The sequence below is a fragment of the Pseudoalteromonas sp. H103 genome (assembly GCF_001469205.1).
Lineage (GTDB): Bacteria > Pseudomonadota > Gammaproteobacteria > Enterobacterales > Alteromonadaceae > Pseudoalteromonas > Pseudoalteromonas carrageenovora.
On the sequence record NZ_LOFG01000021.1, the window covers coordinates 144,397 to 162,430 of the forward strand.

13 protein-coding genes are annotated in these 18,034 nt (G+C 41.5%); 8 read left to right on the plus strand and 5 right to left on the minus strand.

Translation table 11 applies throughout. The annotated features are described in order from the left end of the window. The first annotated feature begins 93 nt into the window (after positions 1–93). The 3 genes from ATS74_RS19290 (at position 94) to arfA (ending at position 4,265) form a co-directional block, all read left to right on the plus strand. Positions 94–1,056 carry a sensor histidine kinase gene (locus ATS74_RS19290; protein WP_058550480.1) on the plus strand — a complete coding sequence of 321 codons (963 nt, stop codon included), beginning with the start codon at positions 94–96 and terminating at the stop codon, positions 1,054–1,056. Positions 1,057–1,302: 246 nt separating this feature from the next. Beyond that, a complete protein-coding gene (locus ATS74_RS19295; RefSeq protein WP_058550481.1) occupies positions 1,303–3,843 on the plus strand; it encodes a TonB-dependent receptor plug domain-containing protein in 2,541 nt (846 codons plus the stop codon). A 221-nt stretch (positions 3,844–4,064) separates the two neighbouring features. Continuing rightward, a complete protein-coding gene (arfA, locus tag ATS74_RS19300) occupies positions 4,065–4,265 on the plus strand; it encodes an alternative ribosome rescue factor ArfA (protein WP_058550482.1) in 201 nt (66 codons plus the stop codon). 30 nt (positions 4,266–4,295) lie between these two features. On the opposite strand, the gene ATS74_RS19305 is transcribed toward arfA, so the two are convergent. Both ATS74_RS19305 and ATS74_RS19310 read right to left on the minus strand, forming a co-directional pair. Next, on the minus strand, positions 4,296–4,859 hold the full coding sequence (locus tag ATS74_RS19305) for a cytochrome b (protein ID WP_058550483.1): 564 nt from the start codon (positions 4,857–4,859) through the stop codon (positions 4,296–4,298). Positions 4,860–5,559: 700 nt separating this feature from the next. Then, a complete protein-coding gene (locus ATS74_RS19310) occupies positions 5,560–6,528 on the minus strand; it encodes a helix-turn-helix domain-containing protein (RefSeq protein ID WP_058550484.1) in 969 nt (322 codons plus the stop codon). Positions 6,529–6,747: 219 nt separating this feature from the next. On the opposite strand from ATS74_RS19310, the gene ATS74_RS19315 reads away from it, so the two are divergent. Genes ATS74_RS19315 through eat form a run of 3 tightly spaced genes read left to right on the plus strand, consistent with a single transcriptional unit; the run spans position 6,748 to position 10,447 of the window. Beyond that, positions 6,748–8,151, plus strand: coding sequence for an ethanolamine ammonia-lyase subunit EutB (locus ATS74_RS19315; RefSeq protein ID WP_058550485.1), 1,404 nt, complete (start codon positions 6,748–6,750; stop codon positions 8,149–8,151). Then, the gene (gene eutC, locus ATS74_RS19320; protein WP_058550486.1) at positions 8,151–9,023 is read left to right on the plus strand and encodes an ethanolamine ammonia-lyase subunit EutC; all 873 of its coding nucleotides are present in this window, start codon (positions 8,151–8,153) and stop codon (positions 9,021–9,023) included. Before ATS74_RS19315 ends, eutC begins: the two co-directional genes overlap by 1 nt. Positions 9,024–9,043: 20 nt before the next feature. Continuing rightward, positions 9,044–10,447: an ethanolamine permease gene (gene eat, locus ATS74_RS19325; RefSeq protein ID WP_058550487.1), complete on the plus strand. Its 1,404-nt coding sequence runs from the start codon at positions 9,044–9,046 to the stop codon at positions 10,445–10,447. A gap of 177 nt (positions 10,448–10,624) precedes the next feature. On the opposite strand, the gene ATS74_RS19330 is transcribed toward eat, so the two are convergent. Next, entirely contained in the window at positions 10,625–12,124 is a 1,500-nt protein-coding gene (locus ATS74_RS19330; RefSeq protein WP_058550488.1) for a phospholipase effector Tle1 domain-containing protein, read from the minus strand. Between the two features lie 99 nt (positions 12,125–12,223). After that, positions 12,224–13,528, minus strand: coding sequence for an NAD(P)/FAD-dependent oxidoreductase (locus ATS74_RS19335; protein WP_058550489.1), 1,305 nt, complete (start codon positions 13,526–13,528; stop codon positions 12,224–12,226). A 245-nt stretch (positions 13,529–13,773) separates the two neighbouring features. Here ATS74_RS19335 and ATS74_RS19340 point away from each other — a divergent pair, with 245 nt between their 5' ends. Continuing rightward, positions 13,774–15,702 (plus strand): RecQ family ATP-dependent DNA helicase, encoded by a 1,929-nt coding sequence (locus ATS74_RS19340; protein WP_058550490.1) that lies wholly within the window; start codon positions 13,774–13,776, stop codon positions 15,700–15,702. 45 nt (positions 15,703–15,747) lie between these two features. Beyond that, positions 15,748–16,056, plus strand: coding sequence for a YkgJ family cysteine cluster protein (locus ATS74_RS19345; RefSeq protein WP_004586962.1), 309 nt, complete (start codon positions 15,748–15,750; stop codon positions 16,054–16,056). Positions 16,057–16,116: 60 nt separating this feature from the next. Here ATS74_RS19345 and ATS74_RS19350 read toward each other — a convergent pair whose 3' ends face one another. Beyond that, on the minus strand, positions 16,117–17,739 hold the full coding sequence (locus ATS74_RS19350; RefSeq protein ID WP_058550491.1) for a methyl-accepting chemotaxis protein: 1,623 nt from the start codon (positions 17,737–17,739) through the stop codon (positions 16,117–16,119). Positions 17,740–18,034 lie beyond the last annotated feature (295 nt).

The following is an 18,034-nucleotide window of genomic DNA, read 5'->3' on the forward strand; positions in this document are numbered from 1 at the left end:
CGGCTATTACCTATAAATAATTGAGGCTAGTTGCAAATTTGTATGTTGACGACTAAACGTTAGGTATTAACGCTATATATATGGACTGAAGGAATGAAAGGATCAGGTCGCGATTTTGAGCAGGCTTTTTTAAACGAGCAAAAACTTCGCTTAGCGGCAGAGCAACTACTTAAAGATAAAAGCGATGTTTTAGTTGCAATAAATAATGAGTTGCAAAAAAAGGTGGCCGATTTAGAGCACCAGCAAGCATTGTTTGTACAAACAGAAAAAATGGCTACGCTTGGCACCCTTAGTGCTGGCATTGCTCATGAAATAAATAATCCGCTAGCATATGTTATGAGCAATATAGAAAGTATTCAGCATGCAACCCCTTTACTCGTCACTCTTTTGAAGCTTAATGAGCAATATCTTAATAACGAAATTAAAGAAACTCACTTTAAGCACGAGCTCGATATACTCAATTTACAATATCCTTATGCATGGCTGTATAACAATTTACCTGGGCAAGTAAACGACAGCGTTGAGGGCCTGAAGCGCATTAAACAAATAGTACATAATTTATTAGACTTTGCTCACCCAAGCACACAACAAGACAAACAGTTAACAGATATAACTGTGGCTGCAAAAAATGCTTTAAAATTGCTCAGCAGTAAACTTAAGCTATGTGAAATAAAAACACGTTTCGAGCCTTTACCACTTATTTGGTGTAATTTATCGTCAATTAATCAAATTTTTGTCAATTTACTAATGAACGCGTGGCATGCTTGCGAATACGATTTAGAAAAAGGCTGCATAATTGAAGTTAATCTTTTTGAAATAGAGGAAAATATTTGTATTGAAATAAAAGATAACGGTTGCGGCATGACTGAGCACACAATAGAGCATATTTTTGACCCTTTTTACACAACCAAAGAGGTGGGTAGAGGGACTGGCATGGGAATGACACTTGTATATGCTATGGTGCGCGATCATGGTGGAAAAATAGAAATTAACAGCATATTAGAGACAGGTTCGACCATTCATTGTCTATTCCCTTTAAAAACACCAATCAACTAATAAAACTACATTGTAAATAATTCATTAACAATTCTATTTATTGAAATATAATGCCTTATTAGGGTGTAAATTAATCAATTAAACGTGGTTTTATCCCATCTTTAAGGTTATTTGCATACTTACACCAAAAAATTAGATTTTTTCATTTCTTTTTGTTTGCATATGTTGCTAGGATGTTTGCAACAAGCGGCACATAACACCGCTTTAACAAATTAAACAGAACACACAAAAAACAGGGTCGTCACCATGTCAACATACCGTTTAAACACATTAGCTGCAGCCGTTGCGTTTGCTTTTAGCGCACCGAGCATTGTAAACGCACAAGAAGCGCCTGTTCAGGCACAGCAAAACATAGAACAAATATCTGTATTAGGATCGCGCGTTTCTAACCGTACCTCAACTGAGTCTTCGTCACCTATAGATTTAATAGACGCAGATGATTTAAATAAAGGCGGATTCACAGAGTTAGGGCAAAGCCTGCAAGCAACTGCGCCTTCGTTTAACTTTTCGCGTACACAGGTATCTGATGGCTCTGATTTATTTAGACCTGCAACGCTTCGTGGTTTACAGCCTGATCAAACGTTAGTTTTGGTTAACGGTAAGCGCCGCCATAATCAATCAATTTTTGGCCTTAACGGTACTGTAGGTGCGGGCGCTGCCGGCACCGATATGAACGCTATTCCGCTTACTGCACTTAAAGGTGTAGAGGTATTACGTGATGGCGCAGCAGCGCAGTACGGTTCAGATGCAATTGCGGGCGTAATTAACTTATCACTTAATAATTCAACGGGTGTAACCACTGGTTACGTTCAGTACGGTGGCACCAGTGAAGGTGACGGCGATACGCTTTCTGCAGGTTTAAATCGTGGTTTTGACTTAGGTAACGAAGGCGGCTTTATTAACTTATCGCTTGAATACCGCGATGCCGATGGTACAAACAGAGCTGAGCGCGATACGGGCGGCTCGTTAAATGTTGAACCCGGTACGCTTAGTGAAGATGTACGTTGGAGCCAAGGTAATTCTGAAAGTGAATTTACCTCGTTGTTTTACAATATGGCATTGCCTATGGGCGACGGCGAGCTTTACTCGTTTGGTGGTTACTCTGAGCGAACTGCACTAGGTAATGGCTTTTACCGCAACTTTAACGAAGCCTCTAAAAACGTAACTCAAGTGTACAGTGATGGTTTTTTACCTCGTATTTATAACGAAGCTGAAGATATTTCAGTAGCGGTTGGTTTTAGAGGCGATATAAACCCAGATTGGAATTACGATGTATCGGCAGTGTATGGTGAAAACCAATACGACTTTACCTCACGTAATACTATAAATGCCTCTTATGCGGCGGAGTACGTATTTAACAACCCAGATGCAAGCGATGCCGATATAGCAGCAAATGCAGGCCCAAGCGGCGGTTACTCTGGTGGTTTTAGGTTTGATCAAACTACGGTTAATTTAGATGTAAACGGTATTGTAGATATTGGCCGCAATGAACCTTTATATGTAACTATTGGTGCAGAATACCGTAAAGAAAACTACGAAATAGTACCTGGCGATGAAGCATCTTACGCATGTGGCTTGGCAAATACGGATGCTTCGTATCCATCAGTAAACGATCCTGATCAGTTTGCAGAGTGTGGTTTTCAGGCGTATAACGGCCTGCGCCCAGAGGCAACTAATGAAAGCGATCGCAACAGTTACGCGTTTTATGTAGACGTAGAAACTATGATCACTGACGCATGGAACGTAAGTGGTGCGCTGCGCTACGAGGACTTTTCGGATGCGGGTGATGATTTAATTGGTAAGTTAGCCACACGTTACGAATTTAACGATGACTTTGCAGTGCGCGGGGCGGTATCTACTGGCTTTAGAGCACCTTCGCTTCAACAAAGTGGTTATACAGCGTTTACAACTAACCTAGGTTCTGATGGAACACTTACCCAGTCGTTCACTGCAAATACGGGTACTGCTTTTCCAAGTGCATTAGGGGTAGATAACCTAGAGCTTGAAACATCAACTAACTACAGCGCAGGTTTTGTTTACGATGTAACAAGCGAGCTTTCGTTAACGGTTGATTTTTACCGGGTAGAAATTAAAGACCGTATTACCCTTGGTAGTTTACTGTCTGCGGATGATGTTGCCTTTAGTGATGAAGCCGTAGCTGCTTTACAAGCAACAGGCGCCGTGCAAGCTAACTACTTTTCAAACTCTGTAGACTCAACTACGCAAGGTGTTGATATTATTGCATCTTACCGTACAGAGGTTGAAGGCGGAAACTTTGGTGTAACCTTTGCTGGCAACTTAAACGACACTAAAATTGATAACGTAAATGCAGAGGAAGGCATTCCTGAGTCGGTTGCGTTTGATGATTTACAACGTAGCTTTTTTACTGATGGGCAGCCAAGTGAACGTGCCACACTAACGTTTGATTACGAGCGTGATGTTTACACATCAACACTTCGTTTTAACTACTTTGGCGAAACAGACGTTAAGTACTTTGGTAACGACCATATCTCTTTACCAGGAGAGCTTTCGCCGACTGGTTCGTTTAAACCAACAAGCACGGTTGAATCAGCAGTATTAGTGGATTTAAACGTTAGCTACCAAATTAACGAAATATTTAATTTATCAGTGGGCGCCGACAACGTATTTGATGAAACACCAGATGAATTAGGTGACGACGAAGTACTTAATTTTATCACCAATGGTGCGTTTAAATACCCTGTACGTGCATTGCCTTATGGCTTTGACGGGCGTACTTACTATGCAAAAGTAAGCTTTGAATTTTAATTAAAGCTAAAAACTATTTAACCTGAACTCTGGCTAGAGATAGATTTATTATCCAGGGTTTAGGTTGCTTATTAAGCGCAGTTATTTACTGCGCTTTTTTTATGCATATTTATTATGACAAAATAGCGTTATGCAATGATAAAAATACTTGCAAGGTTGAAAATTAGGCATACAATCGCCACTTCTTAAAATAGAAACTCATAGTCAAAATAGGAAATAAAATGGCTAAAAAATCGAAAACCAAAGCCGCAAATAATAGTGCGGTAGACACCGGCCGAGGTGTTATTAATCATAATGCGCTTGCGGCTTTAGTAACCTCTAAAGTGTTTAAACCACAAGTGGTAAAAGCTAAAAAAGGTAAAGGTTCGTTTAAACGCAGCAGTAAGCATGTAGGACGAGAGTCTTATTTAATCGCGGCTTAAATAGCACCGATCAAATAAGACTTTTACTGCCTACTTTTTGCCAAGCATGCGGGTAAGCGTGTTGTCTTTATCTATAACGTGATGTTTTATAGCGCCCACTGTATGTAAGCCTAGCGCAACTAATAGCGCATTAGCTGTTAAGCCGTGAACGGTTTTACCTAAATTTGACCAGCTTTCGCTAAATGGCATGCTTCTTTGTGGGTTTTCTAGGTTAGGATTATGCGGAATAATTTCTAGCCCAAACAAGTCTACGCCATGCCCACCCATACCTGAGGTTATTAATCCTGAAATTGGCATTAATAACATGCTAATTATCAATACGTAGTGAATAACTTTAGCGAGTATCATTTCATACTCTGGATGAGTATTAGTGTGTTTTGGCCAGCCATTTATAATGCGCCATGTTACCCTTAATAAAGCAAAAGCAAAGAGTAATACTCCAAATGATTTATGCCAGCTCATAAGAAAAAACGCTTCAAAGTTTTCCATGTACAGCCCAGAGCCTAATAACCCAATAATAAGTACCGCTACAATCCAATGTAGGCTGATTGTGGTTTTGCTCAGCGTGAGAGGTGTATCTTTTATAAGTTTCATACAGTCTATTCCTAACTTTAATACTTAAAAAGTTTTCAATATGTAGTTATACAATTGAACAAACTACATCAATGCAGTTAGCTTAATTTATAGAGGGTTAAAGTAGGGTTAACGAAAATTATTTTTTAAATTTAAAAGGATAAACCCGCAACGTGAAATGAAAGTTGTAGGCGCGAAGCTTGCTCGCGCAAGATGATAGTTGCTTCTCTAAAAGCGACGCGCCTCTGAGCCTCTTTGTGGTTTATTGATCTTTAATACAAAAATGCACAAAGAGAAAGGATAGAGAAGTAAATGAGCAGCCAAAGTAAATTGGTATAAGTTATCTGTATATCACCACCGAGTACACCGAGGCGCTTCGCGCAACACAGAGAAAACACGCGTAACGTTTAGTCACTTCTCTCGGTATTCTCCTTCGTTTCTCGGTGGTAAAACAATTACTTTATACCTCGGTTAAAGCGTTGCTTTTAAAGGCCAGCAAGGTGCGCCTCTACAAGGTAATTTACCTCGGAGTTAATTTTGTCGGTAGGCGCGAAACTTGCCCTCGCAAGATGTTAGTTACTTCTCTAAAAACGAAGCGCCTCTGAGCCTCTTTGTGGTTTATTGATCTTTAATACAAAAATGCACGAAAAGAAGGGAATAGTGAGAAAATGAGAAGTGAAAGTTGTAGGCGCGAAGCTTGCTCGCGCAAGATGCGCAGCATCTAAAAATCTAGGCCGCTTTCTTTTAAATTATTTGCTATGGTTTGTGATGGGTTTTCGCCAAATAACTGAGTGTAGTCTTTAGTAAATTGCCCGGCATGCCAAAACCCCCAATTGGCTGCTATGACTGAAATAGGCTTGGATTGACCAACCAATTTAAGCTCGCGCCTTACATTATTAAGGCGGGTTAAACGCAAAAACCTAAGCGGATTAATTCCTAATATACTTTCGAAACTGTACTGCAAAGTACGTCTACTAACAAAAGTAAGCTCGCAAAGCTCTGTTATAGTAATTGTTTTTTGTGGGTTGGCTGCTACGTACTCTTTTACTTTATCGACCACTGCTTTACGGTGTTTGTAACTTGGGGCTATGTTTTGCTGCGGGTTATCGGCTTGCAATAAGTGTAGTGCTAGCATACTTAGCATATCTTGCTGAGACTCTGGTTTAAGCCCAAAGCCTTTACTTACAACCATACTGTTAATAATTTGCTTTGCAGTTTGCAGCGATGAGTCACTTACCGACAAACGAGCAAATTGTGCAGATGATAGGTTTTTTATTGTTACGCCTTGTAACTGTGCCATGTACTCAATTGAATGCCAATCAATAACCAAACCGTAAATATCAAATTGTTCAGGCGTAATTAGCTCAAAGTCGCTGTTACTTGTACGGCACATAAACTGATTGCTCGCTACATCAAGGCCATTAATTTTACTTTGTTGTGACTGGCTCGGTATTCCAAGCCAAATAGAGTTAGGCGCTATGCTGCATTGTTGGCGAAGTGAGCGCTCGGTATATTCTTTAAAAGCATGAATATCGCTGTAGTTAACACCTTCTATACAGCCAAAAAAGCTGCCATCGCTTACTTGGTCGTACTTTTGTTGCCACTGAGTGAGGTTATGCGCTTGCTCGTCAATATCGTGCGTATATACCTTGCTCTTTTGTGGTGCGTTGTTGCTGCCTTGCTGCGCCATATAGGTGATGCTCTTTTAAAGTAAACATATTTTTATTTTAAGTTAGTGCCTAATAAAGGCAGCAACTTACTGAAATAAAATAATAAAACGTGATTTGCCAAAATTCGATAGTCACTTGGTACAAATTAAGCTCCCTTGTGACAATTAAAAATTGATTTATAGCTTATATAAGGCAAGACCTATACCAAGGTTTGTAATATTAGTTATGTGGAGTAAATCATGGGGCATGCGTACAGTTATACGTTAGGAACACATACTTATCAATTCAAGAGTTTAGCGCAGTTAATGGCTAAAGCTACGCCTCAGCGCTCGGGTGATAGGTTAGCGGGAGTGATTGCACAATCGGCGCAAGAACGTGCCGTAGCACAAATGACATTGGCCGAAGTACCGCTTAAAACATTTTTAAACGATGTACTTATTCCCTACGAACAAGACGAAATTACACGCTTAATAATTGATGAGCACGATGCAAACGCATTTTCGCTTATATCGCACTTAACCGTGGGAGATTTTAGAAACTGGCTATTAAGTGATTATGCCACCCCTGCGGTTCTTGCAAGTGTAAGGCAAGCTATTACACCAGAAATGGCCGCTGCGGTAAGTAAAATAATGCGTAATCAGGATCTTATTTTAGTTGCTAAAAAATGCCACGTAAAAAGCGCATTTAGAAATACCATAGGTTTGCCAGGGCATTTATCTACGCGTTTGCAACCAAACCACCCAACTGATGACATAAATGGTATAGCCGCATGTATGCTCGATGGGCTTTTATACGGCAATGGCGATGCGGTAATTGGCATTAATCCCGCAACCGATAACGTAGCGCAAGCCATTAAGCTTATGATGCTGATGGATGATGTTATTCAAAAATACGAAATTCCAACGCAAAGCTGCGTGCTTACCCATGTAACGAACACCATAGAATGCATAGAAGCAGGCGCGCCGGTTGATTTAGTTTTTCAGTCTATAGGCGGTACAGAGGCTACAAATTCAAGCTTTGGTTTTAATTTAAATACGTTAGCAGAGGCGCAAGATGCTGCGCTTAGCTTAAAGCGAGGCACGGTTGGCAATAATGTAATGTATTTTGAAACCGGGCAAGGCAGCTCGCTTTCGGCAAATGCACACCATGGGCTCGATCAACAAACTTGTGAGGCGCGTGCTTATGCTGTGGCGCGTAAGTTTAATCCTTTATTAGTTAATACCGTTGTGGGGTTTATTGGTCCTGAGTACTTATTTGATGGCAAAGAAATTACCCGCGCAGGCCTTGAAGATCACTTTTGCGCCAAGCTTTTGGGCATACCTATGGGGTGTGATGTGTGTTACACCAACCACGCCGAAGCCGACCAAAACGATATGGATAACTTACTTACGTTACTAGGTGTGGCGGGTTGCTCGTTTGTTATGGGAATTCCAGGTTCGGACGACATAATGCTTAACTACCAAACGACCTCATTTCATGATGCGCTCTATGTGCGCCGGGTTTTAGGCTCTCGCCCAGCCCCCGAGTTTGAAGCATGGCTAAGCAAGATGAAAATTATGGAAAATACCGCCGAGTCTATTTTATCAAGTACCTTACCAAGCGCATTTGCTAAGCCTTTAAAAGCGGTGCAAGGGGGGATGTGATGAAAGCTGTTGAGCCTATAAAAACAAGTCATCATATAAATAACGGTAAAGTGGTTGAAAACCCATGGAGCGATTTACGCCGCTTTACCGATGCCCGAATAGGCCTTGGCCGAGCGGGTATAAGTTTACCTACAGCTGAAATGCTAGCGTTTCAGTTATCGCATGCTCAGGCGCGCGATGCGGTTAACTTTCCGTTAGATATTAACGAAATGACAAAAACACTCAGTGCTATTGATGCGCTTAGCGGTGCAGATAAACCTTTGAGAGTGCAAAGCGAAGCTGTGGACCGTGTTACTTATTTACAACGCCCCGATTTAGGCCGAAAGCTAAACCAAGCAGGGCGTACAACGCTTTTAAACACCATGCAAAGTAGGCAAAGCAGTACTCAGGCGCAGTACGATTTAGCCATTGTAGTGGTCGATGGGCTTTCGTCTTTAGCGGTACAAAAAAATGCTGCGCCGTTTATTAGCGAGCTGCTTAGCCAATTACATAGCAATTCAATGCCTTATAAATTAGCGCCTATAACGCTTGTAGAGCAAGGTCGCGTAGCGATTGGTGATGATATTGGCGAGCTATTAAACGCACAAGTTGCAATGGTACTCATTGGTGAGCGCCCCGGGCTAAGTTCGCCCGACAGCCTAGGCCTTTATTTAACGTGGGAGCCAAAAACGGGGCTTAACGATGCGTGTCGTAATTGTATTTCTAATATTCGCCCTGCAGGGCTTAGTTACTCTGAAGCCGCTCGAAGAGCTGTATATTTGCTGCAAGAGGCTAAAAAGCTCGGGCTTACAGGGGTTAATTTAAAAGACAGAACACAAGACGATGTAATTGAGCACCAGGTTCAAACAACTAATTTTTTAATTGCACAATAAAACTATAAAAAGAGGTCAAAATGTCTAATAACAATAAAGAGTATCTTGCACAAAGGCAGTTAAAAGGCGGCACCGCTGGCTGGCTATTACTTGCTGGTTTAGGTGTGTCGTATGTAATATCGGGAGATTTTGCTGGTTGGAACTTTGGTATAGCAGAAGCCGGATGGGGCGGCTTTGCAATTGCTGCCGTGTTAATGGCAATAATGTATTTAACGCTTGTGTTATCGCTTGCTGAAATGTCGGCTGCTATTCCTGCAGCCGGTGGTGGTTATAGTTTTGCGCGTCAAGCAATGGGGCCTGCTGGGGGATATTTAACGGGTCTTGCGGTATTAATTGAATACGCACTAGCACCCGCCGCTATTGTTATATTTATTGGCTCAGCAGTTGAAGCTTTAACGGGTTTTAATGGCCCGTGGGTATATGCACTGTTTTATTTAGCGTTTGTGGGTATTCACTTAGCGGGTGTTGGCGAAGCCTTAAAAGTGATGATGGTGATCAGTGGCTTAGCTGTATTGGCTATTATTGCAACGGCTGTTGTGCTTGTTGCTAACTTTGACGCCTCAAACTTATTTGATGTAGCAGTAACCGACGCCGCAGGTGCAAGCGACTTTTTACCGCTTGGTTGGTATGGCGTGTGGGCTGCATTACCATTTGCTATGTGGCTATTTTTAGCTGTTGAAGGTGTGCCGTTGGCAGCCGAAGAAGCTAAAGACCCTGCCAAAGATGTACCTAAAGGCATTATTGGCGCTATGTTATTTTTACTGTTTACGGCATTACTGGTTGTTGTGTTGGTGCCAGGTGCTGGTGGTGCACAAGCTATGGGTTCAAGCGCTGTGCCGCTAGTAGATGCGCTTAATGTAACGGGTAATACAAGTTTAGCAACAGCCGTAAATATTTTAGGATTAGCAGGTTTGGTTGCATCGTTTTTCTCAATTATTTATGGCTATAGTCGCTTAGTATTTGCACTTTCGCGTGCAGGCTATTTACCGCGTTCGTTATCAATTACCACAGAGCGTAAAGTACCAGCGCGTGCGCTCATTGTACCTGCCATATTTGGTTTTGTTGTATCACTTAGCGGTGAGGGTGATTTAATACTGGCCATGGCGGTAGTAGGTGCAACTGTATCGTATGCACTAATGGCGCTTAGCCATATTATGTTACGTATAAAGCAACCCGATTTAGTACGCCCTTATAAAACACCGGGCGGTATGGTTACATCTGGCGTTGCATTGGTGTTATCGCTAATAGCATTAACGGGTGTATATGCGTTCGACCCTCGTGCATTTTTATACACCGTAGTGCTATTTGTTATTGGCGCAGCTTATTACTTTGGCTATAGCGCAAAGCACTTAGTTGCTAAAAGTGCAGATGAAGAGTTTGCAATGCTTGCCGACGCTGAAGCGGATTTAGCAGCCTCAAACTAAGTGGGTTAACGACGATATTTATAGGCAATACGAGCTATTGCTCGTCACGCCAGCAAGCTGCGCGTCTACAGGTAATTTAACCGTTGTGTTAATTTTGGCGATAGGCGCAGAGCTTGCTGGTGTGAGATACAAAGCATTTAAGTACTTAATTATATAACTTAAAAGTAGGACTATCACTTACCCTAAACGTGTTACTTTTACTTTTATTTTACCTGCATTAGCGCCATAAAAGCGGCTTAAGTCGTTGGCAAATGGGCAAAACTCGCCCGACTTAGCTATTTTTATATCACCGCCACCAGCAATTTCAAACAGGTGTTCATCGTCTTGATTTATTGCACCCACTAAAGAAAACCATTGTGCGTGAGGAAGTCGCCTAAATGGCTCAAGTAATGCCATGGGTATTTCTTTTACACCTAACTGCACATTATCGCGATGCCAACCTAAAGAAGTGCACTTTATGCCATCATCGTACCAAAACTGGTCTGGGTAGGGTGTAAATCGATACGTAGCTCCTTGTTCGAGCATTAAGCCTGTGGTGTTGTATTGCTCTGAGGCAAATACCATTACATCTTGGCTTTGGTTAATACTAAGCACGCTCATATTTTGGTTTGCGAGTGCAATATGTGGGCTTAGCCCTACAAAGCTTAATGTTGTGCCATCGTTATAACTAATTTTGTAATGACGTTTTTTAAGAGACTCAGGGCGATAACTGGTGAGTTTATTTATACGCGCAGCCACACTTTGGTGAACTAATGGCTCAAGTTTGCTTGCTTCATTATCAATAAGTACATAACACTCCCTATCAACCAATTTAAAAAAGGGGTTAAACCAAAAGTAATTTTGTTGATGGCTTAAAGCAAGTGGGTCGGGTATGACTGTTACATCATCTTGATCTACTAAATTGCTCTCTGGCAGTAAGGCGTTGTAGTCAATGTCGTGACTCGTTAATAGCGATATATTAAGTGGCTGCTCAATTAACCACTCTAGTGCGTAACGCAAGCAAATATCAGCAAGACCATCGCGATAATAGCCACCACCAATATCTGAATGCGCACCTGCAAACCAAAGTTCTGTAATGTTATTTTGATGGTTCATTAGGGTGGGTTCAAACGCACGGCGTTTTTCATCAAGGGCAACGCAGTGCAGCGCCTGCGAAATATTATTAGCAATGGTGTGGTTTTCAAAAATAACGTGTTCAGCGCCGCGAGTTGCTTTACTTACTTTTGATAAACCAATAGAGGCCACGGTATCAAACACACATATATAAACATTATTACTAATTAAAGGCTCTAGAATTTTTGCAAAACGCCTGGCAAGTGCGCCGCCTCGGCTAAAACCACTAAGGAGTAGGGTATCGCCCATTTGGTAATGTGTTTTAAAATCACTCATAGCCTGATTTAAAATACTGGCAACATCGTCACCGCGCGGTGCTAAGGTTTGGTTTAAAATACGTTTTAAGCGGCTGCCTTTAGTGCCAATACCTTGGTAATAAAAACTAAGCTGATTTGTAAATGGAGTAGTGGGGGAGTCATCAAGCTTGCCGCCTAATAACAAGTGCAGCTTAAGAATATTAGAAATACTACTGTCTTCTTTAAAATGGTCTGAGCTAAATTGCTCTGCGTCGCGGGGCTCGCCCCCTGTACCATCAAAATTAAAAATCAGCGTTTTACCCGTCATAGCGTCATTCCTTCAGTAGATTTTGGTAAAAATACACATCCAATGTTAAATATTAAAGACAGCAGCGATAAATAATTATTATCGCTGCTTACTCTATTTTTAATGCAATTTCATTTTAGGGCGTACTACGCGTAGTACTTTTTCGCTTATCCATAATGCAAAGGTTTTTGCGCTGCCGTGTATGGCGCGCTGGTGCATGCGATAAAGCGATATATACATAAAGCGGGCAATTTTACCTTCTATAAAAAAGGTATTGCTGGTTAAGTTGCCCATTAAGTTACCTACAGTACTGTAGCGCGATAAGTTAACAAGTGAGCCATGGTCGCTATATTTAAAGCCGCATAGTGGTTGTTGTTTTAAAGTGGCAATGAGGTTTTTTTCAACGCATAGTGCCATTTGATGAGCCGATTGTGCGCGTGGCGGTACAAGTTTTCCGTCTTCTTGGGTAAAGGCGCAACAATCGCCAAGTACAAAGATGCTCTCATCCACGGTGCTTTGTAAAAACTCGTTAACCTTAATTTGGTTGCTACGGGTAAGATCAAAAACACCTAAGTCTTTAATAAAATCTGGCGCTTTTACGCCTGCGGCCCATACCATTATATCGGCATCTATGTGTTCTTCATCTTTTGTGATAAAACCTTGCTCGGTGGCTTCTTTTACCTGTGTTTGCTCTCGCACGTTTACGCCCAATTTGAGTAGCTCACGTTTAGCGCTTACGGCAATTCGCTCGGGCAGGGCGGGTAAAATACGAGGGCCCGCTTCAATTAGGTGTATATGTAAACGCTTAGACGACATGTTTGTAAGGCCGTAAAGCTTAAGTAATTCAGATACATGGTACAGCTCAGCTGAAAGCTCAACGCCGGTTGCGCCGCCGCCTACAATGGCAATATTTAACGATTGCTGTTGGTTATCGTCTTGGTGCAGGCGGGTAAAACTGTCGAGCAGTGAATGCTGAAAACGCTCTGCTTGCTGGTTTGAGTCTAAAAAGTAGCAATGATCTTTTATACCTGGCGTATTAAAGTCATTACTTACACTGCCTATGGCAATAACAAGATGATCGTAGCGTACGGTGCGCTTTGGTAAAATGGTGTGGCCTAGCTCATCAAGGTGCGGCGCAAGGGTGATAGTTTTATTGCTTTGATCAATATTACAAAACGTACCAAGCTGAAAATTATAATGGTGTTTTGCAGCGTGGGCTGAATACACAACACCATCTAAATCGGGGTCAATAGAGCCTGTCGCTACTTCGTGAAGTAACGGCTTCCATATGTGAGTACGGTTTTTGTCTATTAGTAGAATTTCTGCTTGTTTTTTCTTTCCTAGTTTATGCCCTAATTGTGTTGCTAGCTCTAATCCACCAGCGCCACCGCCAATAACGACGATTTTAGGTTTAGTAATACTCATAACGTTGCCCTCAAAAAATAATATACCCAAATAATCTGTATTATTTTTAGTATTTTGAGGTCACTTGGGTATAGAAAAAGTTATTTTTGGCAAACGCGACTATTTATTTTTGCGCTATTAGTTTGCGCCTAAATAAAGGATATGTCAGCAAAAAATGCTGAATAAAGACATATAAGTTATACTCACTTTCTTATCGTTTAGCTGTGCAGTTAAATTGCTGTTAAAAACACCGAAAAGGAATATTTATGACCTCGCCATTAATACAGTCGCTTGAGCAACATTTTGGTTTTAGCCAATTTAGAACAGGGCAACAGCAAACCATTGAGCAGCTTTTAAATGGGCAATCGTCACTGGCTATATTTCCTACAGGATCGGGTAAGTCGTTGTGTTATCAGCTAACGGCTATGCATTTACCAAACTTAACCTTGGTGGTATCGCCTTTACTTGCATTGATGAAAGATCAAATTAGCTTTTTAAATAGCAAAGGTATTTACGCGGCAAGCCTTGATTCGAGCCAAGACCAAATGCAAAGCAGCACCGTAATGAACGATGTGCGAAATGGTAAAATTAAAGTGTTAATGGTGTCGGTTGAGCGTTTTAAAAACGAGCGTTTTAGAGAGTTTATAAGCCAAGTTGCGCTGTCTATGCTGGTGGTAGACGAAGCGCATTGTATATCTGAATGGGGTCATAACTTTAGACCCGATTACCTTAAATTACCGCGATACCGCGAAGAGCTAAATATTCCACTGGTACTATTACTCACCGCCACAGCCACTAAAAAAGTAAAACGCGACATGAGCGAGCGTTTTAATATTGCCCCAGAGTGTATTGTACAAACCGGCTTTTACCGCGCTAACCTCGATTTAAGCGTGCTAAGTGTCAAAACGGCTGATAAAAACACTGAGCTTACAAACATAGTGCGTGCGCAAAATGGCCCAGGTATTGTGTATGTAACCCTTCAGCAAAGTGCTGAGCAAGTGGCTAATACGCTAAGTGCGCAAGGTATTCAGGCGGTTGCGTATCATGCGGGGCTTGAAGATACACTTAGGTGGCAAATTCAGGATGATTTTATGGCGGGTAAAATTAACGTTGTTGTGGCAACTATAGCCTTTGGTATGGGCGTTGATAAATCAGATATTCGCTTTGTTATTCATTACGATTTACCAAAATCAATTGAAAACTACAGCCAAGAAATTGGCCGCGCAGGGCGCGATGGCAACCCATCAAACTGCTACACCTTGGCTAATTTAGATGGCCTAAACACAGTAGAAAACTTTGTGTACGGCGATACTCCCGAGCTTAGCGGCATTGAATACGTAATTAACGATATTAAAGCCCAGCCGCAGCAATGGGAAATGCAAGAGTACAGCCTTTCAAGCGAAAGTAATATTCGCCAATTAGCGCTTAAAACCTTGCTGGTACAACTCGAAATGCAAGGCGCAATAACGCCGCAGTACGCCTATTACGCCGATTTTAAATACAAGTTTTTGGTAGATAAAAACGAGCTACTTAGCCAGTTTGACGAGCAGCGCCAAGCCTTTTTAACGCAAATATTTAGCCACACCGATTTTAAAAAAATATGGGGCACGCTTAATTTTGACACCCTCACACAAGCCGCGCAGGTTGACCGTAAACGCGTAGTAGCAGCGCTTGACTACCTAGCCGAAAAAAACCTAATAACCCTTGAAACCAAACGTATTACCCAAGTATACAAAGTGCATAGTGAGGTTATAAATAACCCTGAGCTTGCAACGCAATTACACAGCTACTTTTGCGATAAAGAACAAGCCGAAATTAAACGTATTGCTGCACTGGTGCGCTTTTTTGAATTACAAAGCTGCTTAAGCTATAACTTAGCGCGCTACTTTGACGACCAAAACGCGCCAGCGCAATGCGGGCATTGTAGTGTATGCCGTGGTAATGCTGTTAAGCTTGAATATTCAATAGAGCCTGCTCACATTGCCGATGACGTTGTTTATCAAAAAGTGGATGAGTTTTTAGCGCACATGGCAACAAAAGGTATTCACAGTGTAGGTATTGAAACCCAGTGCCGCTTTTTAGCGGGCATGAGCGTGCCATTATTTGCACGTAATAAAGTGCGCCAACTGAGTGGTTTTGCGCTTTGCGAGCAGATGCGTTACAGCGATATAAAAGCAAAATTACTAGCGCGTTAAATTAGTTACTGTATCCTAGTGGCTTATTCAAAAAAGTAAGTCACTATGCCTAATACTGTTATTCCAAGTAAAACTATTTCCTCTACACCTGAGCCCGTAACCTGCGCTAATTGCCAGGCATGTTGCTGCCAATTAGAAGTGCGCATAGTGACCGACACCGGCGTGCCTTTTCAGTACATTGATTACGACAAATGGGGCAGCGAAGTAATGAAACGCGCAGACGACGGCTGGTGCCAAGCACTCGACCGCAACACGCTAATGTGTACCATTTACGAAAACCGCCCACTTACGTGCCGCGAGTTTGAAATGGCCTCAAACGAGTGTATTACAGAGCGCGAAATAGCGGGTATTTAATAAAAACATATGCACTAAAAAAGGGGCTTAAAAAGCCCCTTTGTTATTTGCGTTAAAAAATTATTTCACTTTAAAGTAACTGATGTACTGTTTTAGTGTTGTTGAAAGGTCGGCTAATGCAACGGCTTTTTGCGCGTTGTTATTAAGCGATTGACTGGTTTCTTGTGACATACTGGCAATTTCTTCAACGCCTGAGCTAATTTGTGCAACGGTTGCTACTTGGCTTGATGTGGCTTCTACAATTTCAAGTACGTTACTTAATGAGTCGTTGGCTTGTTGTTGTATTTGGTTAAGTAACTGGTTGGCTTCATGGGTTAGGGTTAAACCGTTTTCTACCTGTGGTACGGTGGTTTCCATTGCTGTTACCGACGCTTGAGTGTTTTCTTGCACTTGTAAAATCATTTTTTCAATATCGCCGGTTGCATCGCCGGTGCGTTGTGCAAGCTGCCTTACTTCGTCGGCTACAACAGCAAATCCTCGGCCAGATTCACCCGCTCTTGCTGCTTCTATTGCTGCATTAAGTGCTAATAAATTAGTTTGATCAGAAATACTGCGGATCACACTTAATATATCACCTATGTGTTTTACATGTTCTTGCAGCACATTTACTTGATTTACAGTGGCTTTAACCGTTATTGAAATTTGCTCAATTTCGGCCGCTACCTTTTGCACTGCAATACTGCCCTGCTGCGATAACTGTGCGGTTACTTTTGAGTTATCTTCTGTTTGTTTAACAGAGCCTGCAACTGCATTTATACTGCGGCTCATTTCTTCTAAGCTGCTTACCGCTGAATTAGTATAAGTAACTTGTGCATCGGCTGCGCTAAGTGCTTGCTGTGAGCCTGATGCAACACTTGCAGAATGGGTAGACAGCTCATCTGATGAATTAATAATGCTATCTACAATGGTTTTTAATTTACTTTGCATAACGGCTACAGAGGCCATCATGCTATTCGGGCAGCACGAATCGACATTTGCAGTTAAATCGCCTTGTGAGATTAACGCTATTACTTTAGCGGCTTCTTGTGGCTCACCACCTACTGAATCTCTTATACGCAAACTAATCACGTAAGCTACGCTTGCACCAATTAAAATAGCGAGCGCGGTAAGCGTAATCATCCATATTTTAAAGGAGCTAGCTACATCGAGTGTATCGATAGTTGTGCTTTGATTTGCTTGTTCTTGCAAATTTATAAACTCGTTTATAGTGTTTAACCAAAGCGTGAATGCAGGGCGAGCGTCGGTTAGCAATATACGTGATGCCTCGTTTAAATTCCCTACACCTTTAGCATTAATAACATCTTCAATATACGGCTGGGTTTGTTGCTCAATTTGGTTTATTTTATTAATTAAAGCGCGTTCTTCGCTATTCATTTCACTCATTAAAGCACGCATAGCGCGGCTTGATGTTTGGTAAAACGCATCTAACTCTTTTATATCATTTAACACCGCATTTAAAGTGCTTTTCTCGGTTATTAATACTACATCTCTAAGTGCTATAGCACGGTCGTGTACGCTACCTCTATAGTTAATTGCATAACGCTGTTTGACCGAGTTTACGTCGGTCATATGAGTTATGTTGCTATTAATGAGGCTTACACGCGATATACCTATAATAGTTAAAATAAGCATCATCGCTAAAATAATGCCAAAGCCTGTTACTAAACGCATGTTAATGGTCATAGTCATTTCCAATTTAAAACACTAAACCATATGCGGATTAATGAGATATCTAAAATAATGTTTTATTATGCACCAAAAAAAGCGCATTGAAGCAATAATAGACCGATAATCGTTAATTTACTTTACAAACTTTATTAATATGTAATGCCAATAGCAGAAATAAATTATTTTGAGTATTAAAAAAGGGGCTTAAAGCCCCTTTGGTTTATCTGTGTTTTGTACTTAAGCTAGGGCGTGTCGATCTTTGGTGGGTGAATTTGCAGCAGTATGTTTGGTTTCTAGGCAAGGCAGAGCC